The sequence below is a fragment of the Pseudomonas sp. LBUM1679 genome, assembly GCF_059695565.1.
On the sequence record NZ_CP166774.1, the window covers coordinates 2476684 to 2496809 of the forward strand.

At 60.3% G+C, this 20126-nt stretch carries 16 protein-coding genes and 1 pseudogene; 14 read left to right on the forward strand and 3 right to left on the reverse strand.

The genetic code is table 11. The features are described 5' to 3' along the window. Positions 1-151 precede the first annotated feature (151 nt). The 9 genes and pseudogenes from ACA062_RS11440 to ACA062_RS11480 form a co-directional block, all read left to right on the forward strand. The gene (locus ACA062_RS11440) at positions 152-928 is read left to right on the forward strand and encodes an enoyl-CoA hydratase (protein ID WP_497456453.1); all 777 of its coding nucleotides are present in this window, start codon (positions 152-154) and stop codon (positions 926-928) included. A gap of 64 nt (positions 929-992) precedes the next feature. Next, the gene (locus ACA062_RS11445) at positions 993-1946 is read left to right on the forward strand and encodes an enoyl-CoA hydratase/isomerase family protein (protein WP_497456454.1); all 954 of its coding nucleotides are present in this window, start codon (positions 993-995) and stop codon (positions 1944-1946) included. 58 nt (positions 1947-2004) lie between these two features. Beyond that, positions 2005-3201 carry an acyl-CoA dehydrogenase family protein gene (locus ACA062_RS11450; protein ID WP_497456455.1) on the forward strand — a complete coding sequence of 399 codons (1197 nt, stop codon included), beginning with the start codon at positions 2005-2007 and terminating at the stop codon, positions 3199-3201. Between the two features lie 12 nt (positions 3202-3213). Continuing rightward, complete coding sequence (locus tag ACA062_RS11455; protein WP_497456456.1) at positions 3214-4356, forward strand: acyl-CoA dehydrogenase family protein; 1143 nt, start codon at positions 3214-3216, stop codon at positions 4354-4356. A gap of 51 nt (positions 4357-4407) precedes the next feature. Beyond that, on the forward strand, positions 4408-5157 hold the full coding sequence (locus ACA062_RS11460; RefSeq protein WP_497456457.1) for an electron transfer flavoprotein subunit beta/FixA family protein: 750 nt from the start codon (positions 4408-4410) through the stop codon (positions 5155-5157). Beyond that, positions 5158-6114, forward strand: coding sequence for an electron transfer flavoprotein subunit alpha/FixB family protein (locus ACA062_RS11465; protein WP_497456458.1), 957 nt, complete (start codon positions 5158-5160; stop codon positions 6112-6114). 9 nt (positions 6115-6123) lie between these two features. Continuing rightward, entirely contained in the window at positions 6124-7644 is a 1521-nt protein-coding gene (locus ACA062_RS11470) for a 3-hydroxyacyl-CoA dehydrogenase (RefSeq protein ID WP_497456459.1), read from the forward strand. Continuing rightward, positions 7641-8843, forward strand: coding sequence for a 3-oxoadipyl-CoA thiolase (locus ACA062_RS11475; RefSeq protein WP_497456460.1), 1203 nt, complete (start codon positions 7641-7643; stop codon positions 8841-8843). The genes ACA062_RS11470 and ACA062_RS11475 overlap by 4 nt, the downstream gene beginning before the upstream one ends. Positions 8844-8883: 40 nt before the next feature. Then, positions 8884-9496, forward strand: a pseudogene (locus tag ACA062_RS11480) (acyl-CoA dehydrogenase family protein); the annotation flags it as partial. Positions 9497-9576: 80 nt separating this feature from the next. On the opposite strand, the gene ACA062_RS11485 reads toward ACA062_RS11480, so the two are convergent. Together ACA062_RS11485 and ACA062_RS11490 are read right to left on the reverse strand one after the other, a co-directional pair. Beyond that, positions 9577-9930 (reverse strand): MarR family winged helix-turn-helix transcriptional regulator, encoded by a 354-nt coding sequence (locus ACA062_RS11485; RefSeq protein ID WP_497457402.1) that lies wholly within the window; start codon positions 9928-9930, stop codon positions 9577-9579. Positions 9931-10027: 97 nt separating this feature from the next. Next, the gene (locus ACA062_RS11490; RefSeq protein ID WP_497456461.1) at positions 10028-11905 is read right to left on the reverse strand and encodes an FAD-binding monooxygenase; all 1878 of its coding nucleotides are present in this window, start codon (positions 11903-11905) and stop codon (positions 10028-10030) included. 416 nt (positions 11906-12321) lie between these two features. Between ACA062_RS11490 and ACA062_RS11495 the strand changes: the two genes are divergently transcribed. The 5 genes from ACA062_RS11495 (at position 12322) to ACA062_RS11515 (ending at position 18819) form a co-directional block, all read left to right on the forward strand. Next, positions 12322-13422 (forward strand): Rieske 2Fe-2S domain-containing protein, encoded by a 1101-nt coding sequence (locus ACA062_RS11495; protein ID WP_497456462.1) that lies wholly within the window; start codon positions 12322-12324, stop codon positions 13420-13422. A 63-nt stretch (positions 13423-13485) separates the two neighbouring features. Further along, on the forward strand, positions 13486-14439 hold the full coding sequence (locus ACA062_RS11500) for a PDR/VanB family oxidoreductase (RefSeq protein ID WP_497456463.1): 954 nt from the start codon (positions 13486-13488) through the stop codon (positions 14437-14439). A 163-nt stretch (positions 14440-14602) separates the two neighbouring features. After that, complete coding sequence (locus ACA062_RS11505; RefSeq protein ID WP_497456464.1) at positions 14603-16021, forward strand: alginate export family protein; 1419 nt, start codon at positions 14603-14605, stop codon at positions 16019-16021. 137 nt (positions 16022-16158) lie between these two features. Beyond that, the gene (locus ACA062_RS11510) at positions 16159-17502 is read left to right on the forward strand and encodes an MFS transporter (protein ID WP_497456465.1); all 1344 of its coding nucleotides are present in this window, start codon (positions 16159-16161) and stop codon (positions 17500-17502) included. A gap of 60 nt (positions 17503-17562) precedes the next feature. Further along, the gene (locus ACA062_RS11515) at positions 17563-18819 is read left to right on the forward strand and encodes a gallate dioxygenase (protein WP_497456466.1); all 1257 of its coding nucleotides are present in this window, start codon (positions 17563-17565) and stop codon (positions 18817-18819) included. Here ACA062_RS11515 and ACA062_RS11520 read toward each other — a convergent pair. Then, positions 18791-20023 (reverse strand): LysR family transcriptional regulator, encoded by a 1233-nt coding sequence (locus ACA062_RS11520; protein WP_497456467.1) that lies wholly within the window; start codon positions 20021-20023, stop codon positions 18791-18793. The two genes, ACA062_RS11515 and ACA062_RS11520, sit on opposite strands and share 29 nt — an antisense overlap. Positions 20024-20126: the final 103 nt, after the last annotated feature.

Genomic DNA, 20126 nt, shown 5'->3' on the forward strand with positions numbered 1-20126 from the left:
ATGGAGGTGAAGATACGCGCTCTATTTTTAATATGTCAACATGTTGTCTTTATTTTTTGATGTCGATAGACTCGGCTGCAAGCGTCCGGAGCCGTGCAGCGGATCTTCGGGTCATGCGGCTTGCCGCAGTCAGGAAGGAGTGGTGAATGTCATGCCCTACGACAATATTTTGGTGGAGCGTCATGAGAACGTCGGTCTGATCCGGCTCAATCGACCCGCGATGCACAATGCGTTGAGCGATGCGCTGATGAGTGAGTTGGGCGAGGCATTGCGTGCCTTCGAACGGGATGACGGCATCCGCGCCATGGTGATTACCGGTAACGACAAGGCCTTCGCCGCCGGTGCCGATATCGTCGAGTTGCAGTTCAAGGGGTTCGCTGACGTCTATCTGGAAAATTTTGTGACGGCGAACTGGGAGGAGGTGACCCGCTGCCGCAAACCGGTGATCGCCGCGGTCGGCGGGCTGGCTTTGGGCGGCGGTTGCGAACTGGCGATGATGTGCGACCTGATCATCGCGGCCGACAGTGCGCGTTTTGGTCAGCCGGAAGTCAAGGTCGGTACGCTGCCGGGTGCCGGCGGTACCCAGCGCCTGGCCCGCGCGGTAGGCAAGGCCAAGACCATGGATCTGTGCCTGACCGGGCGCACGATGGATGCGGCCGAAGCGGAGCGCAGCGGGTTGGTCAGCCGCGTCGTGCCGGCGGCGAGCCTTTTGGACGAAGCACTGCAGATCGCCCGGCAGATCGCCGAACTCTCGGCGATGGCCGTCAGGCTGAATAAAGAAGCGGTCGATCGCGCCTTTGAAACCACCCTGGCCGAGGGCGTGCATTTTGAGCGGCGCCTGCTGCACGCATGCTTTGCCAGCGAAGATCAGAAGGAAGGCATGCAGGCGTTCGTGCAAAAGCGAAAACCACTGTGGAAACACCGTTGAACGGATTTTTTTGCCCGGTCAAAACAACAATAAAAGCAGGCGAAACGCTTGCAGGAGTTACCCGATGTCATCTCCCGTGCAGTGGTCCCGCGAAGGGGCAATAGCTGTTGTGTGCATCAATAATCCGCCGGTCAATGCCCTTGGCCACAGCGTGCGCGCAGGCTTGCTGGCAGCGTTCAACGCCGTCGAGCGGGATCCCGAGATCAAGCTGGTGCTGCTGTATTGCGTAGGCAGAACCTTTATAGCGGGTGCCGACATCCGCGAGTTTGGCAAACCCCCGCAAGCGCCGATCCTGCCGGACGTCACCCTGTCTCTGGAAAACTTCACCAAGCCGTCACTGGCAGTGCTGCATGGCTCGGTGTTGGGCGGCGGTCTCGAGGTGGCGCTGGCCTGTCATTACCGCATCATCGAGGTCAACGCCAAAGTCGGACTGCCGGAGGTCAAGCTGGGTCTGTTGCCGGGTGCCGGTGGAACCCAGCGCTTGCCACGCCTGGCCGGTGTCGCCAAGGCACTGGAGATGATCGTGGGCGGAGAGCCGATCAGCGCGGTCGAGGCCAAGCATCACGCCATTGTCGATGAGGTGTATGAGGGTGAGCCGTTGGCCGCTGGCCTGGCGTACGCCCGGCAGTTGTTGGCGCAAGGCGTGCAGCCGCGCCGCAGTGGCCATGCCTCGATACCTGCGGGTGTCAGCGGCACTGCCGAGTTGCTCATGGCCAAGCGCGATGAGGTGCAACGCAGCCAGCCAGAGTCGTTCTCGCCGGTACGCTGCATTGCCGCCATCGAAGCGGCGACCTCACTGTCCTTGAGCGATGGCCTGCAGCGTGAGCGCGCGCTGTTCCTTGAGTGCATGGCATCACCCCAACGTACGGCGTTGATCCAGGCATTTTTCGCGCAGCGTCAAGCGGCTAAAGCGGTGAGTCCCGATGCATCGATTACCCCCTGCACACTACCGGCGCCACTGCTGGAACGCCGGGTCGCCGAAGGCAATACAGTTGCCAAGCTGGATCAGCAAGGCTGAACAGGTCGCATGCGGCCAGCCAGCCTGACGCTGGCCCCACCCCCATCGAGGACTTTGCATGGACATCAACTACACCCCCGCCGAACTTGAGTTTCGCGATGAGGTACGCGCCTTCCTCGGCGCTGCCGTACCTGACGACATTGCTGCAAAAGTTCGCCTCGGCAAGCATCTCGACAAGGAAGACCACCTGCGCTGGCAACGGGTGCTGGCCAGGCGCGGCTGGTACGCCGCCAACTGGCCGGTAGAGCAGGGTGGTACTGGCTGGAGCGTGGTACAGCGACATATCTTCGAGGAGGAGTGCGCCGCGTTCGGTGCGCCGCGGTTGATCTCGTTCGGGGTCAACATGGTCGCCCCGGTGATCATGAAATTCGGCAGTGAGGCGCAAAAGGCCTATTACCTGCCGCGCATCCTGTCCGGGGAAGACTGGTGGTGCCAGGGCTACTCCGAGCCGGGAGCCGGTTCCGACCTTGCCAGCCTGAAAACCCGCGCGGTGCTGGACGGCAACCACTACGTGGTCAATGGCCAGAAAACCTGGACCACCCTCGGTCAGTACGCCAACCTGATTTTCTGCCTGGTGCGCACTGACCCGCAAGCCCAGCAGCAGCGCGGCATTTCCTTTCTGTTGATCGATATGGCGACGCCAGGCGTCACGGTGCGGCCCATCATCACCCTGGAGGGCGACCACGAAGTCAACGAAGTGTTCTTCGACAACGTGCGTGTGCCCGTCGCCAATCGGGTGGGTGAAGAAAACAAGGGCTGGACGTGCGCCAAGTTCCTGTTGACCCATGAGCGCACCGGTCAGGCGGGCATTGCCCAGTCCAAGGCAGCACTGGCGCAACTCAAATGGGTCGCGTCGCAGGAATTGCGTAACGGTCTGCCGCTGCTGGATGACCCGCTGTTTCGCCTACAAATTGCCGAAGTGGAAATGCAATTGATGGCCATCGAGATGAGCACGCTGCGCATCCTCGCCGCCGTGCAGGACGGCGGTGTGCCTGGGGCGCAAAGTTCGATCCTGAAGATCAAGGGTTCCGAGATTCGCCAGGCTATCAGCCACCTGATGCGCAAAGTGTTGGGCGTGCATGCCTTGCCTTTCGCCGAGGAAGAGTTGGACTACGCCTTTGCCGGTGAGCTGTTGCACACCGACTACAGTGCCGCGCCAGCCGGCCAGTATTTCAACCTGCGCAAGCTGTCCATCTACGGCGGCTCCAACGAAATCCAGAAGAACATCATTGCCAAGATGATTCTTGAGCTCTAAGGAGGCACCCCCATGGACTTCAATCTCAGCGAAGAGCAGCAGATGCTGCAAGACACCGTCGCCCGTTTGGCGCGCGACCGTTACAGCTTTGAACAGCGTGAGCAGTTTTACCGCAGCGAGACGGGGTTCAGCCGTGAGTTCTGGAACCAGCTCGGTGAGTTGGGCCTGAGCGCCGTACCCCTTGCCGAGGAATACGGTGGCTTCGGCGGCAGTGGCGTCGACACCCTGCTGGTGATGACTGAACTGGGCCGTAACCTGTGCCTGGAACCTTATCTTCAGTCGCAAATACACGGCGCCGGACTGCTGCAGCAACTGGGCAGCGCGGACCAGCGTGGCCAATGGTTGCCTCAAGTGGCGACCGGTGAGCTGCAGCTCGCGGTGGCACTGGAAGAAAGCCAGAGCCACTATCAACTGCACGATGTACAGAGCCGCGCCGAAGCCGTCGAGGGCGGATGGCGCCTGACCGGGCATAAATGCGCGGTGGTCGGCGGCCACAGCGCCGGACTGATCCTAGTCTCGGCGCGCACCGCAGGCGGTGCCCTGGACGAGTCCGGCATCAGCCTGTTCCTGCTGGACCCGCAGGCAGCGGGTGTGCGCCGCCGTGAATACCCGTGCATCGATGGTCCACGCGCCTGCGACCTGTACCTGGATGGCGTCATGCTCAATCACAATCACCTGCTGGGTCCTGCTGGCCAAGCGCTTGCGGCATTGCGTTACCAGCAAGGGCGGGCGGTGGCAGCGCAATGCGCGGAGGCGATCGGCAATATGCAGGAAGCCTTCAGTCTGACGCTGGACTATCTGAAAACCCGTCAGCAGTTCAGCGCGCCGATCGGCAAGTTCCAGGTGTTGCAACACCGCATGGCGGACATGCGTGGCGAGCTGGAATTGGCGATTTCCATGGCCACGCTGGCCGCCTGTATCGCTGACGACCCCGACAGTGACGAACGCAGTCGCGGTCTGGCCGCCGCCAAGTTCATCGTCACTCGTGCCGCCCGGTTCATCGCCGAGCAAGCGATTCAATTGCACGGCGGCATCGGCATGACCTGGGAATACAACCTGGCCCACCATGCCAAGCGTCTGGTCATGCTCAGCCACCAGTTGGGCGACGACGACCATCATTTGCAGGTCTATGCCGATTTAATGCGCAACGCCTGAACACCCTCTACGGCCGGACACTGCGCTGGCGGTCTACTACAGGAACAGATCATGAAAGTACTGGTCGCGGTAAAACGTGTGGTCGATTACAACGTCAAGGTTCGCGTCAAGGCGGACCATACCGGCGTCGACCTCGCCAACGTCAAGATGTCGATGAACCCGTTCTGCGAAATCGCCGTGGAACAAGCTGTACGCCTGAAAGAGCAGGGTATTGCCAGCGAGATCGTCGTTGTCTCGGTCGGCCCGTCCACCGCCCAGGAGCAACTGCGCACCGCGCTGGCGCTGGGTGCCGATCGCGCCATCCTCGTCGAATCCGCTGAAGACCTGACGTCCCTGGCGGTGGCCAAGCTGCTCAAGGCGGTGGTCGACAAGGAACAGCCGCGGCTGGTGCTCCTTGGCAAACAGGCCATCGACAGCGACAACAACCAGACCGGCCAGATGCTTGCGGCATTGAGCGGTTATGGTCAGGGCACGTTCGCTTCGAAAGTCGAAATAAGCGGCGACACGGTTGCCGTGACTCGCGAAGTCGACGGCGGCGCGCAGACGGTTGCCCTGAAACTGCCGGCGATCGTCACCACCGACCTGCGTTTGAACGAGCCGCGCTACGCGTCGCTGCCCAACATCATGAAAGCCAAGAAGAAGCCGCTCGAAGTAGTGACTGCGGACGCTTTGGGCGTTTCCACCGCCTCCACCAACACCACCCTTAAAGTCGAAGCGCCGGCTGCACGCAGCGCAGGCATCAAGGTCAAGTCGGTGGCTGAACTGGTCGAGAAACTGAAAAACGAAGCGAAGGTGATCTGAATGACAATTCTGGTGATTGCAGACTATTCCAAAGACGCGCAGGACAACACAGTGCTGGCCCCGGCCACGCTGAACACCGTGGCCGCCGCCGCCAGGATCGGCGGAGATATCCACGTGCTGGTGGCCGGCGCTTTTGTCGGCGCATTGGCTGAAGCTGCGGCGAACATCGCGGGCGTGGCCAAAGTGCTGGTGGCCGATCATGCGGCCTATGCCAATCTGCTTCCCGAGAATGTTGCACCCTTACTGGCCAGTCTGGTGATCGAGCAGCGCACGATTTACAGCCATGTCCTGGCCCCGGCCACCTCCAACGGCAAGAACATCCTGCCGCGCGTTGCCGCCCAGCTGGACGTTGACCAGATCTCCGAGATTATCTCGGTGGAAAGCGCCGACACCTTCAAGCGCCCGATCTATGCCGGTAATGCCATCGCCACCGTGCAGTCAAATGCATCGGTCAAAGTGATCACCGTGCGTGCTACCGGTTTCGACCCGGTGTCCGCGTTGGGAGGCTCTGCTCTGATTGAAGCAGTGGCAACCGTTTTCGAGGCTGAAACATCCAGCTTCGTTGGCGAAGCACTGGCCAAGTCCGATCGTCCGGAACTGACCGCTGCCAAAATCGTCGTTTCCGGCGGTCGCGGCCTGCAGAACGGCGACAACTTCAAATACCTGTACATGCTGGCCGACAAGCTGGGCGCGGCCGTCGGTGCTTCCCGCGCCGCGGTCGACGCCGGTTTCGTCCCCAACGACATGCAGGTCGGCCAGACCGGCAAGATCGTCGCGCCACAGCTGTACATCGCGGTCGGTATCTCCGGCGCGATCCAGCACCTGGCCGGCATGAAGGACTCCAAAGTGATCGTGGCGATCAACAAGGATGAAGAGGCGCCGATCTTTCAGATCGCCGATTACGGCCTGGTGGCTGATTTGTTCGAGGCGGTTCCAGCATTGGAACACGCGCTTTGAGGAGTTCTTATGACCACGTTTAAACAGATCGGTGTAATCGGTAGTGGGGCGATGGGTCGTGGTATTGCCCAGTTGTTTGCCAGCGCAGGGGTCGAGGTGCTGCTGCACGACAGCCGCAGCGAAGCGACCGAACAAGCGCTTATGCACAATCGCGAACTATTGGAGCGTGCGGCGACGAAGGGAAAGATCAGTGCCCAAGCACTGGCCGGCACCCTTGGGCGTATGCGTGCGGCGCACACGCTGCAGGAACTCGCCGGCTGCGACCTGCTGATCGAGGCCATCGTCGAAAATCTCGAGGCCAAACAGAACCTGTTCCGGGAACTGGAACAACTGGTTAGCCGTGAAGCGGTGCTGGCCAGCAACACCTCGTCGCTGTCGATCACCCTGATCGCCAGCGCCTGTGAGCATCCTCAGCGGGTCGCCGGTTTTCACTTCTTCAATCCGGTCACGCTGATGAAAATTGTCGAGGTGGTCCGCGGGGAACGGACCGATCCGCAGGTCATCGAACGGCTGTCGGCGCTGGCGCACCACGCCGGGCACTTCGCCGCAGTGACCCCGGACTCGCCTGGGTTTCTGGTCAATCATGCCGGCCGCGCCTACGGCCCGGAAGCGCTGCGCATTCTCGCCGAAGGTATTGCCACGCCGGCGCAGATAGATCGGATTCTCAGGGATTGCCTGGGCTTTCGCATGGGGCCGTTCGAGCTGTTCGACCTGGTCGGTCTGGACATTTCCCATGCGGTGATGGAGTCGATCCACGACCAGTTCTATCAGGATCCGCGCTACACCCCTTCATCACTGGTGCCGGCACGCCTTGCTGCGGGATTGCTCGGGCGCAAGACCGGGCAGGGGTTCTATCGCTACCAGGAAGGCCGAGTGGTCGAAGACGCCCAGGTGGAACTGCCGCAAGTGGCTATCAATCAGCCGTTCTGGCTGGACTGCCGTGAGGCTGCGATGCGCGACAAGATCGGCGCGGTCCTGACGAGTGCCGGTGCGGTGCTGGAGCAGGGTGAGCAGCCTGGCTCGAATGCTATCTGTCTGGTCACGCCGCTGGGTGAAGATGCCAGCAGCGCGATCGCCCGCAGGCAACTCCCTGTCGCCCGCAGCCTGGCGCTGGAAACCTTTGCCGGTTTTGACGTGCGCAGAGTGCTGATGCGTCATCCGGGGCTGGATGCCAACGTACTGGCGCAGGCGCGGCAGGCGTTTGGCGCGGATGGTGTACCGGTGGAGGTGATCAATGACTCGCCCGGTTTCATCGCCCAGCGTGTGCTCGCCAGTGTCGTCAATCTGGGATGCGAAATCGCTCAGCGGCGCATCGTCGATCCCGCCACCCTGGATCGTGCGGTGCAGCTGGCATTGGGATACCCCCACGGCCCGCTGGGTTTCGGCGATCAATACGGGGCCATGAACATCCAGCAGATTCTGCAGGCACTGCACGATCTCTATCAGGAGCCGCGTTATCGGCTCAGCCCTTGGCTGCGCCGCCGCGTACAGCTCGGCCTGCCCCTGACCACTCCCGAGGAATCAGCATGAATGCCTACATCTACGACGGCCTGCGTTCGCCCTTTGGCCGCCACGCGGGCGCCCTGGCCAGTGTGCGCCCCGATGACCTGCTGGCCTCGGTCGTGCGCGCCCTGGTAGCGCGCAATCCGTTCGCTGCCCAAGACTACGAAGACCTGATTGTCGGCTGCACCAACCAGGCCGGTGAGGACGCGCGCAATTTGGGTCGCCACGCGGCGTTGCTGGCAGGGCTGCCGCCTACGGTGGGTGGCCTGACCGTCAACCGTCTGTGCGGTTCGGGGTTGGCATCAGTGCTCGACGCTGCCCGCGCAGTGCAAGTCGGGGAGGGTGAGCTGTTTATTGCGGGTGGTGCCGAGAGCATGAGTCGCGCGCCCTTCGTGATCGCCAAGGCGCAAAGTGCGTACTCGCGGGAGTTTCGCGCCTTCGACAGCACCATCGGTGCGCGCTTCCCCAATCCGCAGGTGGAAGCTGAGTTCGGTGCCGATTCGATGCCGGAAACCGCCGACAACGTCGCTCGCGAGCTCGGTATCAGTCGCGAGCAAGCCGATGTCTATGCGGCGCGCAGCCAGGCACTCTTCGAGGCAGCCGTACAGGACGGTTTTCATGCCGGTGAAATCCTGCCGATCGAAGTGCCGCAAGGTCGCAAGCAACCACCCAGGCGGGTCGAGTGCGATGAGCATCCGCGCCCCGACAGCAATTTTGCCAGCTTGTCGCGGCTGCGCCCGTTGTTCGAGGGGGGCGTAGTCACTGCCGGCAATGCTTCGGGGGTGAATGATGGTGCGGCCGCATTGCTGATCGGTTCGCAGGCCATTGGCGAGCAATACGGGCTTAAACCACGCGCGCGGATCCTGGCCGGCGCCGTCGCCGGCGTTGAACCGCGGCTAATGGGGCTCGGCCCGGTGCCGGCGATTATCAAGGCACTTCAACGGGCCAATTTACGCCTGGCCGATATGGATCTGATCGAAATCAACGAAGCCTTCGCCGCGCAGGTACTCGGCTGCGCCAGACAACTTGGCCTGGCGTTCGATGATCCGCGCCTGAACCCTAATGGCGGGGCCATTGCCATCGGTCACCCGCTGGGCGCCACCGGTGCGCGCCTGGCGTATAGCGCGGTGCGTCAGTTGGAACGCAGCCATAGTCGGTATGCCCTGGTCAGCCTGTGCATTGGCCTGGGGCAGGGCATTGCTTGCGTTATCGAACGCCTCGACTGACAAAACAAAAACACCCAAGAACGGACCCGGAGAATTACCTATGGCCAACAAGGCAAGCTTCAACTGGATCGACCCGCTGTTGCTGGATCAGCAACTCACCGAAGAAGAGCGCATGGTGCGCGACAGCGCCCAACAGTTCGCCGCTGACAAACTGGCGCCACGGGTGCTGGAGGCGTTCCGGCACGAGCAGACCGATCCGGCGATCTTCCGCGAGATGGGCGAAACCGGACTGCTTGGCGCGACCATTCCCGAAGCCTACGGCGGCAGTGGCCTGAACAATGTGTGCTACGGCTTGATCGCCCGTGAAGTGGAACGTGTCGACTCCGGTTACCGCTCGATGATGAGCGTGCAGTCGTCGCTGGTGATGGTGCCGATCAACGAGTTCGGCAACGAAGCCACCAAACAGAAATACCTGCCCAAGTTGGCCAGCGGCGAATACATCGGCTGCTTCGGCGTGAGGGAACCAGACCATGGCTCGGATCCGGGCTCAATGATCACCCGGGCGAAGAAAGTCGACGGCGGGTACCGCCTGACCGGTGCCAAGATGTGGATCACCCAACAGCCCGATCGCCGACGTGTTTGTGGTTTGGGCTAAAGACGATGCCGGTGAGATTCGCGGTTTCGTTCTGGAAAAAGGCTGGCAAGGCCTGAGTACGCTCTCATCCTGGGCCGTGCCCAAACCGGCCTGCAGGCGTTCTTTTAGACTGCTCTCGGATCAGGCGAATCGGATGATTCACGATTCGCCTGGAATCAACAGCCGCTCGATAAGACTACGCAAGGCGTCGCGCTCGGTAGCACTCAGGTGTTGCGTCAGGACCTGCTCGACGTTTTCTACGCGTGGCTTCAACTCGTTCAGCAGGGTCTGGCCAGGCGTTGTCAGGGAAAGCGCCTTGCGGCGCTTGTCTTGCAGGTCGCTGACCCGCGCCACCAGACCGTTGCGCACCATGCGCGCCACCAGTTCGGCAATGGTGGCGCGGTCCAGGTCAAGTTCATCGCCCAATTCGCGCTGGCTGACACCGGGAAGGTGTTCCAACACCAGCAGTACCGCGTATTGCACGCTGGTCACGTCAGTGGAAACCTCGCGCATCCAAATGGCCACGTGACGTTGTTGTGCCCGGCGTATCAAGCTGCCGGTATGCGCGAGTATCCTTGGTTGGGCGTCGATCGGCACGATTGGGAGCCTTCTAGTGCGAGATAAAAACGGGCTGCAAGAATGCCTCCAGTGCTTTATATCCGTCCAGTGGAAGAACGTGCGCCACGTACTGGTCGGGTCGCACCAGCACCAGAGCCCCGCGTTGGCGATCGATGCCACGCGACTCAAAGATGTCGGCAGCCGGGTCAGCCGTAAACGCTTTTTCGTAGTCGATCAGGCAGAAGCGGCCTTTACGCGGCAGCAACACCGTTGGCAGTTGCTCGACGTTAAGCGTTCGGTGTGGCTGCTGGAAAATGGCACGCACGTCCAACGCGCTGTCGAGATCTGCACCCGGGGCCGTGAACCGGCGCACCGGAGAATCGGGATCGTGCTCCAGGTAGTGGCACAGTGCGCTCAACGCATCACCCGATGCATCGGCAAAGGCGTACAACCTCCAGCGGCCGTCGGCGGTCGCGGTGTGTCCCAGGTGTATCGGACGCGCGTCGGCCAGGCGAATGACCGGTGCAGAGTGCAAGCGGGTCCCGATGACCAACCCGGTCGCCAGTTCCTGCCAGGTGTCCCGACCGGTCAAGGGGCCCGGACGGTACCGGGTAGCCACCCCTGCGGTGTATTTGCCGGCCTGCACAAAGTAGGCTTGCAACTCCGTCGGATCCACGCCCCCGGCAGCGGGGTTCAGCGGGTCTTTGGGTCGTGCACCGATCATGGCTGACCACTCCTTGTCGAAGCCGATCAGCTCTTGGGCCACTGGCTGGCGTTCTTGTGAATAGCTGGCCAACAGGTTGCAGGGGCTGCGGCCTTCAAGCACGGCTGCCATTTTCCAACCCAGGTTGAACGCGTCCTGCATCGAGACATTCATCCCTTGCCCGGCCTTGGCGCTGTGGGTGTGACAGGCGTCGCCTGCGATGAATATTCTGGGTTCGCGTTCGTTCCCCGCGGCGTCGACGGAGTCGTCGAAACGATCGGTCAGGCGTTGGCCGACTTCGTAGACAGAGAACCAGGCGACGTTTTTCACTTCCAGTGTGTAGGGTTGCAAGATCCGCTGCGCGGTGGCGATCAGTTGCTCGGCACTGGTCTCGCGGATCGTTGTGCGGTTTTCCTCGGTCACCTCTCCCAGGTCGACGTACATGCGCACCAGGTGTCCGCCTTCCCGTGGAATGAGGATCATGTTTCCCGCGGCAGCAGATTGAATGGCGACCTTGAGGCGGATATCGGGAAAGTCGGTGACCGCCAGTACATCCATGACGCCCCAGGCATGATTGGCGGCATCTCCGCGCAATTGCTGGCCGATGGCGGTGCGGACCTTGCTGCGCGCGCCATCACAGCCGACAAGGTAACGGGCGCGGATCTGGACCGTCTGCCCGGAGTCGGTGCGTTGCAGGATGGCCAGAACGGGGTGAGTCGAATGATCATCGCGGCTGACGTCGACTAGCTCCAGGTTGTAATCCGGTTCCAGGCGCCCGGGCAACTTGAGCATGCTGTCGAGCAGGTAGTCCTGGATGCGTGCCTGATTGACGATGACGTGTGGGAATTCCGACAGGCCATGCTCTGTATCTTCCACCCGACCGGTACGTTCGATGCATTGACGGTCATCTGCCTTCGGCCGCCAGAACGCCGTTTCATTGACCCAATACGCTTCGCGTACCAGCTGTTCGGCGAGCCCGAAGGCGTTGAACATTTCAACGGTACGGCAAGCGATCCCGTCAGCTTGTCCCAGTTGCAACCGACCACTACGGCGCTCGACGACGCGCGTTGCAATGCCGGGGAATCTGGCCAGCTGTGCCGCCAATAGCAAACCCGCCGGACCACTGCCAACGATGAGCACATCGACGGCTTCAGGCAGCATCGATGATGGGGCCGCTGGGTGAAGTTCCGGATCTCCGGCCTGGAATCCATTGAGGTGGAATTGCATGGCGTTTTCCTTATTGTTGTTGATGAGTGCGACGCTTCAACACAATATGCTCTGTATACGAACCATTTCAACCCCATAAATGGATAGGCCGCACAATCGATGGCATTCGCTGATGCCAAAGATTCCCTTTTGATCCCCTGAAAGCCCCGGTTTAAAAGGGTCTAAGCGCTCAAGTCGGCGAATAAATGTCGGCCGTAAAGCATTGAAAAAAGCTTGCGTCTCACCGTTCAAGCGCCCGCGTCATAGGAATAAGCGATACCTGGATAATCATTAGCGAAAGGACAGGGCGGGGCTTAACGGCTAATTTAGGTTTCACGGACTCGCCCCAGGGGCGTGTACATCCCGAAGCGTTTGCACCTCGAGAGCGCCTGATGGCTCTGCAAGCGCAAGTCGAACAATAAGAACAGGAGGCAAACATGTTGCAAGCCAGCCCACGTCAACCGCGCCAGCGTTCCAATCCGATGGCTGACCACCGAACCCCACTGATTCGTGACTGCTGGTACGTTGCGGGCCTGAGCAGCGAGGTAGGTCGGCACTTGCTGGAGCGCACGCTGCTGGGTACCAGTGTCGTGATGTACCGGACCGAGGAAGGTCAACCGGTTATTTTGAACAACCGTTGCCTCCATCGTTCGTTCCCGCTCAGTCGCGGTCGCCTGGAAGGTAACGATGTGGTGTGCGGCTACCACGGCATGGTGTATGCCCCCACGGGCCAATGCGTGGGCATGCCTTCGCTGGCAAACGCACCAGGCCACGCCTGTATAGACAGTTATCCGGTCATCGAGAAAGCCCCGTTCATATGGGTCTGGATGGGCGACAAGAGCGCCGCAGGGCAGGGCACGGTGCCCGATACCTCCTGGCTGGACCAGCCGGAATGGAAGACCACCGGCGGCAGTTTCAACTTCCATACCAACTACGTGGCGATGCACGAGAACCTGCTCGACCAGACTCATTTTTCCATCTTGCACGCCAAGACCGGTATCGGGACTCCCGCGTATGTGCGCTCCGATCTGGATGTGCGTGCCGAGGGTGATCGCGTGATCATTCTGCGCGCACTGAAAAACTCGCCCCCACCGCCGGTCTATGCCGTGCCGATGAAGCTTGAAGGGCGCAATGTCGATCGCTTCTCCGATGCGCGCTTCGAGTCACCGGCCATTCACATTGCGCACGCCAGGATCGTCAACCTGCAACCGCGAGGCGATGAACCCCGGGAGTATCGGGTCAATATCACTCATGCGTTCACGCCTGAGAGCCAGAACAGCCTGCATTATTGGTGGTTCAACAGCCGGGACTTCCACCTGACCGACGAAGACATCGACACCTATATCTACCAAAGCCACAAAGCCGCCTATCAGGAGGATGTCGAGGCGTTGACCTGGATTCAGGAATTGCTCGATCGCGAGCCTGGCCCCGTCGAAGAACTGAGCTTCGGACCCGATCGCCCGGGCATTCTCTGCCGCAAGACCCTGCTGCGTCTGGCGCAGGCGGAGCAGGGCCGCATTGACGCCCGGCAACTCTGATAGCGGGTCAATCCGCGCTGAATCCCGGTTCAGCGCCAGAACAACAAGAAACAGGACAGTGTCATGCTAGAAGTGATCGTCACCGACAAGCGCGAGGAAGCGCTGGATATCTGCAGTTTTGAACTGGCCCGGATCGACGCCAGACCCTTGCCGGCTTTCAGCGCGGGTTCCCACATCGATGTGCAAATCGCGCCGGGGCTGGTTCGCCAGTACTCGTTATGCAACCCACCCGAGGAATCTCATCGTTACCTGATTGGCGTGCTGCTTGACCCCACCTCGCGCGGCGGTTCAAAGGCCATGCACCAACAGATTGTCGTCGGACAGACCCTGACGATCAGTGAGCCTCGCAATCTTTTTCCTCTCGAACATTCAGCGGATCGTACCCTGCTGTTTGCGGGGGGAATTGGTATCACCCCGATTCTGTGCATGGCCGAGCGCCTGGCACACAGTGGTGCCGATTTTGAACTGCATTATTCGGCGCGCTCATCCGAGCGTGCGGCGTTTCAAGCGCGCCTGCGAGCGTCGTCCTTCGCTTCAAAGGTGCATTTGCATTTCGATGATGCAGCGCCGGCGCAACGCCTCGACCTCGCAAGGTTGCTGCGCGATCCGCAACCCTCCACTCATCTTTACGTGTGTGGCCCGACGGGCTACATGGAATCTGTTCTGCGCTCGGCGCGCGAACAGGGTTGGCAGGAAGACACCCTGCACCGCGAATATTTCGCTGCCGCGGTGGACGTCCAGGCCAGCGGCACGAGTTTCGAAGTGGAGTTGGCGAGCTCCGGGGAGGTGTTTGTCATTGCGCCCGATCAAACCATCATCGACGTGCTGTACGACGCGGGAATAGATATCCCCGTCTCGTGTGAGCAGGGCATTTGCGGAACGTGCGTCACTCGCGTCCTGGAGGGGGAGCCGGATCACCGCGATTCTTTCCTGACTGAAAGCGAGAAAGCCCGAAACAATCAGTTCACGCCTTGTTGTTCAAGGGCGAAAAGCGCTCGATTGGTGCTGGATATATAAAGTCTTCGGTTTTATCGCTACGGGTTTAAAGCGTCCGGTGCTGATTGTCGGATGAGTTAAACAACTTCCCTCTATTGCGTGAATGGTTCGCAGGGATCCTTGTCGCTTTTTTTCCTCAGTAAACATCCAACGTGCTGTTAACAATAATAAAAAGAGAGTGCTCATGCTTGAGATAAAGTTTGCTCGTGAAATAATAATGTCGAGTCTGCTGTACGCGTCATCGGCCAGTGTGTGGGCCGACTCCATTACGGTGCCGACCACACTGGAGCAGGCCCGTCCGTCCCGCCCCGCGTTGCCGCGCTGGGCGGAGAATTATTCATTCTTGAAAGACGAGTCAAAGAACACCGATCCTTTTGACGCGCTTCGTTATATTTCGCTGGGCGATTCTGCCTGGTTGCAAACAGGCGCCGAAGTGCGTTATCGCGCGGATGCGATAGATAAACCTTTTTTCGGTTTGCGCGGCGTCAAAGACGACAGCTATTTACAGCAGCGCCTGCAGTTGCACGGTGACTTGCACCTGTTTGACGACCAGTTGCGGGTGTTTACCCAATTGCAGGATTCACGCACCTGGGGCAAGGACCTGTTTTCGCCTTTCGATGAGAGTCGTACCGAGTTCCAGCAAGCATTCGTGGATTGGAACCTGAAGTTCAATTCCGGTTATCGCCTGACCACGCGCCTGGGTCGCCAGGAACTGGTGTACGGCAGCCTGATGCTCATCAGTGATCGGGACGCGCCTAACATCCGTGCCAACCTGGATGGCGCCAAAGTCATGTTCAAGACGCCGGGAGGGATTTCGGTGGATGCCTTTGCGTTGCGTCCTGTCGAGTACGGGCTGAAATCGTTCGACGATCAACCGAGCGATGACATCAAGTTTTACGGCATCTACGCAACGGTGCCTGTCAGCAAGGCGGTGAACTTCGATGTCTATGGGCTGGATCTGGAAACCAGAGACCGTAATCTCGCCGGGGTGATCGGCGACGAAAAGCGTTACACGGTGGGGACGCGGATTTTTGGCAAACACAACGGCGTCGACTGGACCTGGGACATGGCGGGTCAGTTCGGCCACCTCGGCGATGCACAGATCAGGGCCTGGTTCGTGTCCGGCGTAACGGGGTACACCTTCGATCATCCCTGGGCGCCCCGAATCGCGGTGCGATCGGACATTGCCAGTGGTGACTCGAAGCGTGGCGACCATACGGTCGGAACGTTTGACCCGCTGTACATGAAGAATGGTTATTACGGCGAAGCCAGTCTGACCACGCTGTCCAACCTGATCGTGTTCGGGCCCAGCTTCGGGTTTTCACCGGCTCCGCAGTTTCGCCTGGAGCCTGCCATCTACAAGGCATGGCGTGAGAACAGCCACGATGGCGTCTATTTCACCGGCATGTCGTTGGTGCCCAACAGCGCCAACGCTTCGAGCAAGTCGGTGGGGACGATTTACAAAGCCACAGGCCGGTGGCTGGCATCGCGTAACGTCACCGTCGATATGGATTGGGAATACTTCGACGTGGGCAGGGCCGTAAAGGAAGTCGGCGGCCAAGCTGTCCACTTCGTCAGCGTGCGCAGCACCTTCCGCTACTGATGATAAATAAAAACGATACCTGCTTAAGCATTTCGCAGTCGGGCAGGCATCTGGCTGGAATATGATGACGCAACGCCTGTTCTTCCCTTGCGACGCACAAGTGGCTCCTAACCGATAACAATAAAAGGTCCCCATCCATGAACGTTCAGACAGTGGATATCAAACAGTGGATCGATGATCGATCCATGTCGCGCTACCAGTGGTTAATACTTTTCCTGTGCTTCCTGATCGTGACCTTCGACGGTTTTGATGCCGCCATCATGGGTTTCATCGCACCTGCCGTGATTCAAGACTGGGCCATCAGCCGTTCTGCGTTCGGCCCCATTCTCGCCGCGGCGATGGTGGGCCTGGCAGCAGGTGCGCTGTTGTCCGGCCCTTATTCGGATCGTCTGGGGCGCCGTCGCGTGCTGCTTTGGTCGGTGGCGTGCTTCGCCATTTTCAGCGTGCTCTGTGCGTTTGCCCGATCACCGGTGGAGCTGGCGGTACTGCGCTTTCTCACCGGCCTGGGGTTGGGGGCTGCAATGCCTAACAGCACCACGCTGTTGTCGGAGTACATCCCCAAGCGCCACCGCAGCTTTCTCATCACCCTGATGTTCATGGGCTTCAGCCTGGGGTCGGCCATGGGCGGCTTCGTCTCGGCCTGGATGATTCCCCACCTTGGCTGGCATGCGGTCTTGCTGTTGGGCGGGGTGCTGCCACTGCTGCTGTTGCCGGTACTGTATTTCCTGCTGCCCGAATCAGTCGACTTCATGGTCAACAAGCAGTACCCGCCGAACCGGATCATTGCGGTGCTGAAGCGCCTGGGCGGCACCTTCAACGACAATGTGCGGTTCATTCTTGCTGAGGTATCCCCCGATCAGGCCGCCGGTGGCCGGGTGCGTCATCTGCTTGGCACCGAATATCGCTGGCGCACATTGAGCCTGTGGACCACCTACTTCATGGGGTTGCTGGTTATCTATCTGCTGACGGGCTGGATGCCTACGCTGATCAAGGATGCGGGCGTGTCGCTCGAGCGGGCGGCCATGGTGACCGCGATGTTCCAGCTGGGGGGCCTGGTCGGCGTCCTGCTCGTGGGCTACGCCATGGATCGCATGAACGCCAAGGTCGTTATCGCCGCGGCATACCTGGGGGGCGCCCTTTGCGTGTTCACCATCGGCCTGGTCGACATCGGCACCGGGCTGTTGGGCGTCATGATTTTTGCCGCAGGGTTTTGCATCAATGGCGGGCAGACCGGGCTCAACGCTTTTGCACCGAGCCAGTACCCCACGGCGATCCGTGCGACGGGCGTGAGCTGGATGCTGGGCATCGGTCGGTTCGGCGGTATCTTGGGTTCAATGATGGGCGGCGTGCTGTTGAGTTTCGGACAGCCGATGAGCGTGATTTTCGCGGTGCTGGGTGTGCCGGCCATACTGGCGGCCATTGCGATCCTCGCCAGCCCCCGGCCACGCTTCGAACGGCCTGCGCCTGAATTGAGTCATTAAAATGCCGGGCCCATCCGGTGGGCTCGGTCAGTAGTCATCACATTGTCTGGAGAAGTGCACATGGCTCGCATCATCGGTGGCCTCGCCGTATCACATACGCCCACTATCGGTTTCGCTGTCGACCACGACAAACAGAGTGAAGCGGCCTGGGCGCCGATTTTCAAGAGCTTCGAGCCCATCAAGACGTGGCTCGCAGAGAACAAGCCGGATGTGCTGTTCTACATTTTCAATGACCATGTGACGTCGTTTTTCTTCGATCACTATTCGGCCTTCGCCCTGGGCGTGGACGATCATTACGACGTCGCCGACGAGGGCGGTGGCAAGCGCGACTTGCCTTCGATCAAGGGGCATGCGGCGCTGTCCCGACACATCGGCAACAGCCTGGTGGCTGATGAATTCGATATGGCGTTTTTCCGCGACAAACCTATCGATCATGGACTGTTCTCACCGATGTCGGCCCTGGTGCCATTCAAAGATGGCTGGCCGGTCGAGATCGTCCCGCTGCAAGTCGGCGTGCTGCAGTTTCCGATCCCCAGCGCCAAGCGCTGCTACAAATTAGGCCAGGCGCTACGTCGCGCCATTGAAAGCTATCCGCAAGATATCAAGGTCGCCATCGTTGCCACCGGTGGTGTTTCCCATCAGGTCCATGGGGAGCGCTGTGGGTTCAACAATCCCGAGTGGGACGCGCAATTCGTTGACCTGTTCGTCAACGATCCCGAGCGCCTGACCGAAATGACCTTGGCAGAATACGCCACGCTCGGCGGCATGGAAGGTTCCGAGGTGATCACCTGGCTGATCATGCGCGGAGCGCTGTCAGCCAACGTCAACAAGCTGCACCAGGATTATTACCTGCCTTCAATGACCGGTATCGCCACACTGCTCCTGGAAAACCAGGCCAGGGATGTCCCGGTCGATGTGCTCGAACGCCACCGCGAGCACATCAATCATCAGTTGGCCGGCATCGAAAAACTGCCAGGCACTTACCCCTTCACCCTGGAGCGCAGCCACAAGGGTTACCGGCTCAACCGCTTCCTGCATAACCTGATCGATCCGCTCTGGCGTAAGCGTTTTCTCGAGGTGCCAGACCAGCTGTTCGATGAGCACCAGCTTACCCCCCAGGAGCGCGACATGGTGCGTCGCCGCGATTGGCAGGCACTGATTCAATACGGCGCAATATTCTTTCTGCTGGAGAAGCTGGGTGCAGTGACAGGGGTGTCCAACCTGCACATTTACGCTGCCATGAAAGGGTTGTCGTTGGAAGAGTTTCAACAGACCCGCAATCAGCAAGTCACGTATTCGGTGGCTGGCAAGCAGTGATTCCAGGGCTTTGCCCGACCACCTCGCGGATCTGCTCGATCAACGCCTGCGCCGCCGGGGAGTGCAGGCCGTTGGTTCGGTAGATCAGGCCGATGGGGCGGTGAGTGTCGTGCAGTTGCAGCGCCAGGCGTTGCAGTTCGCCGCAAGCGATTTCGTGTTCAAGCTGATGCTGCGAGACCACCGCGAGCATGTCCGAGCGCAGCAGTATTCCGCGGATGATCGCCAGGTCACCCGTTTCGACGACCGGCTCGGGAGATTTCTGGCCCAAGTGCTCGAAATGCGCATCCATGATCAGTCGGGCGGGGGACCCGGCCCTGGGTAATACCCATTGGGCATCGCTCAGGTCATTCACCGTGACGGCCTTGCCGGCCAAGGGGTGGCCGCTTCGCACGAGCACGACCATTTCTTCGGTCAAGAGTTGCTCGCCATGCAGATCACTGGCATAGCCGGCAGGCCTCAAGGCGCCGAATACAAAGTCGACATCACCGGCGCGCAGTTCCAGGGCCAGCAGATTGAACGGGCTTTCGTTGGTCGCGACCCGAACGCCAGGATGGTTGCTGATCAACTGCACGATGGCTTCGGGAAGGATCCGGGTACGTCCCAAGGGCAGGGCACCCACGGTCACGGTACCTTGCAGGGAGCCCTTGAGTGCGGCGATATCGGCATCGATATGCCGCAGCTCATTGAGGGCTCGGCGAATCGGGTAAAGGATTTCCTGGCTCGCCTGGGTCGGTCGCAAACCCCGGGCGGTGCGCTCGAACAGCACCTTGCCGGTACCGCTCTCGAGTACTTTCAGTGCGCTGCTGATCGCCGGTTGAGACAACCCGAAGGCGTTGGCGACGGTCTGCATATGCTGCGTTTCACACAGCTTGACGAAAATTTCCAGGCGCCGCGTATAAAGCAGGTAAAGCTGTTCGTGCACGGTCACTGGTGGCTGGCCGAGCATCGCGGGGATCACCGCCAGTTCAGCGAGGATCCGTCGTGCGCGGGGCAGGATGCATTTTCCGTAAGGCGTCAACAGCATGCCATTGGCATGTCGCTCGAACAGTTGCACACCCAGGCGCGCCTCCAGGTCGTGGACGGCCCGGGTCACCACCGATTGAGCCCGCAGCAGCACTTCCGAGGCACGGGAAACACTTCCATGATCGGCTACCCGAATGAATGTGCGGATTTGCATCAGATGGGGTAGTTCACTGGCGGGCATCAACAGGACTCTTGTCAGTCAGGCGGCATTCGACAGCGCCGATAAGTAAAAAGTATAGCATTGTCATTCGAACGCATTAGTCGCCCTCGACGGGCTATGCCAG

What these genes read in the sequence shown, in the direction of transcription:
- ACA062_RS11440 (WP_497456453.1), top strand. Translation starts at nt 152, where the DNA reads ATGCCCTACGACAATATTTTGGTGGAGCGTCATGAGAACGTCGGTCTG.
- ACA062_RS11445 (WP_497456454.1), top strand. Translation starts at nt 993, where the DNA reads ATGTCATCTCCCGTGCAGTGGTCCCGCGAAGGGGCAATAGCTGTTGTG.
- ACA062_RS11450 (WP_497456455.1), top strand. Translation starts at nt 2,005, where the DNA reads ATGGACATCAACTACACCCCCGCCGAACTTGAGTTTCGCGATGAGGTA.
- ACA062_RS11455 (WP_497456456.1), top strand. Translation starts at nt 3,214, where the DNA reads ATGGACTTCAATCTCAGCGAAGAGCAGCAGATGCTGCAAGACACCGTC.
- ACA062_RS11460 (WP_497456457.1), top strand. Translation starts at nt 4,408, where the DNA reads ATGAAAGTACTGGTCGCGGTAAAACGTGTGGTCGATTACAACGTCAAG.
- ACA062_RS11465 (WP_497456458.1), top strand. Translation starts at nt 5,158, where the DNA reads ATGACAATTCTGGTGATTGCAGACTATTCCAAAGACGCGCAGGACAAC.
- ACA062_RS11470 (WP_497456459.1), top strand. Translation starts at nt 6,124, where the DNA reads ATGACCACGTTTAAACAGATCGGTGTAATCGGTAGTGGGGCGATGGGT.
- ACA062_RS11475 (WP_497456460.1), top strand. Translation starts at nt 7,641, where the DNA reads ATGAATGCCTACATCTACGACGGCCTGCGTTCGCCCTTTGGCCGCCAC.
- ACA062_RS11485 (WP_497457402.1), bottom strand. Translation starts at nt 9,930, where the DNA reads ATGCGCGAGGTTTCCACTGACGTGACCAGCGTGCAATACGCGGTACTG.
- ACA062_RS11490 (WP_497456461.1), bottom strand. Translation starts at nt 11,905, where the DNA reads ATGCAATTCCACCTCAATGGATTCCAGGCCGGAGATCCGGAACTTCAC.
- ACA062_RS11495 (WP_497456462.1), top strand. Translation starts at nt 12,322, where the DNA reads ATGTTGCAAGCCAGCCCACGTCAACCGCGCCAGCGTTCCAATCCGATG.
- ACA062_RS11500 (WP_497456463.1), top strand. Translation starts at nt 13,486, where the DNA reads ATGCTAGAAGTGATCGTCACCGACAAGCGCGAGGAAGCGCTGGATATC.
- ACA062_RS11505 (WP_497456464.1), top strand. Translation starts at nt 14,603, where the DNA reads ATGCTTGAGATAAAGTTTGCTCGTGAAATAATAATGTCGAGTCTGCTG.
- ACA062_RS11510 (WP_497456465.1), top strand. Translation starts at nt 16,159, where the DNA reads ATGAACGTTCAGACAGTGGATATCAAACAGTGGATCGATGATCGATCC.
- ACA062_RS11515 (WP_497456466.1), top strand. Translation starts at nt 17,563, where the DNA reads ATGGCTCGCATCATCGGTGGCCTCGCCGTATCACATACGCCCACTATC.
- ACA062_RS11520 (WP_497456467.1), bottom strand. Translation starts at nt 20,023, where the DNA reads ATGCCCGCCAGTGAACTACCCCATCTGATGCAAATCCGCACATTCATT.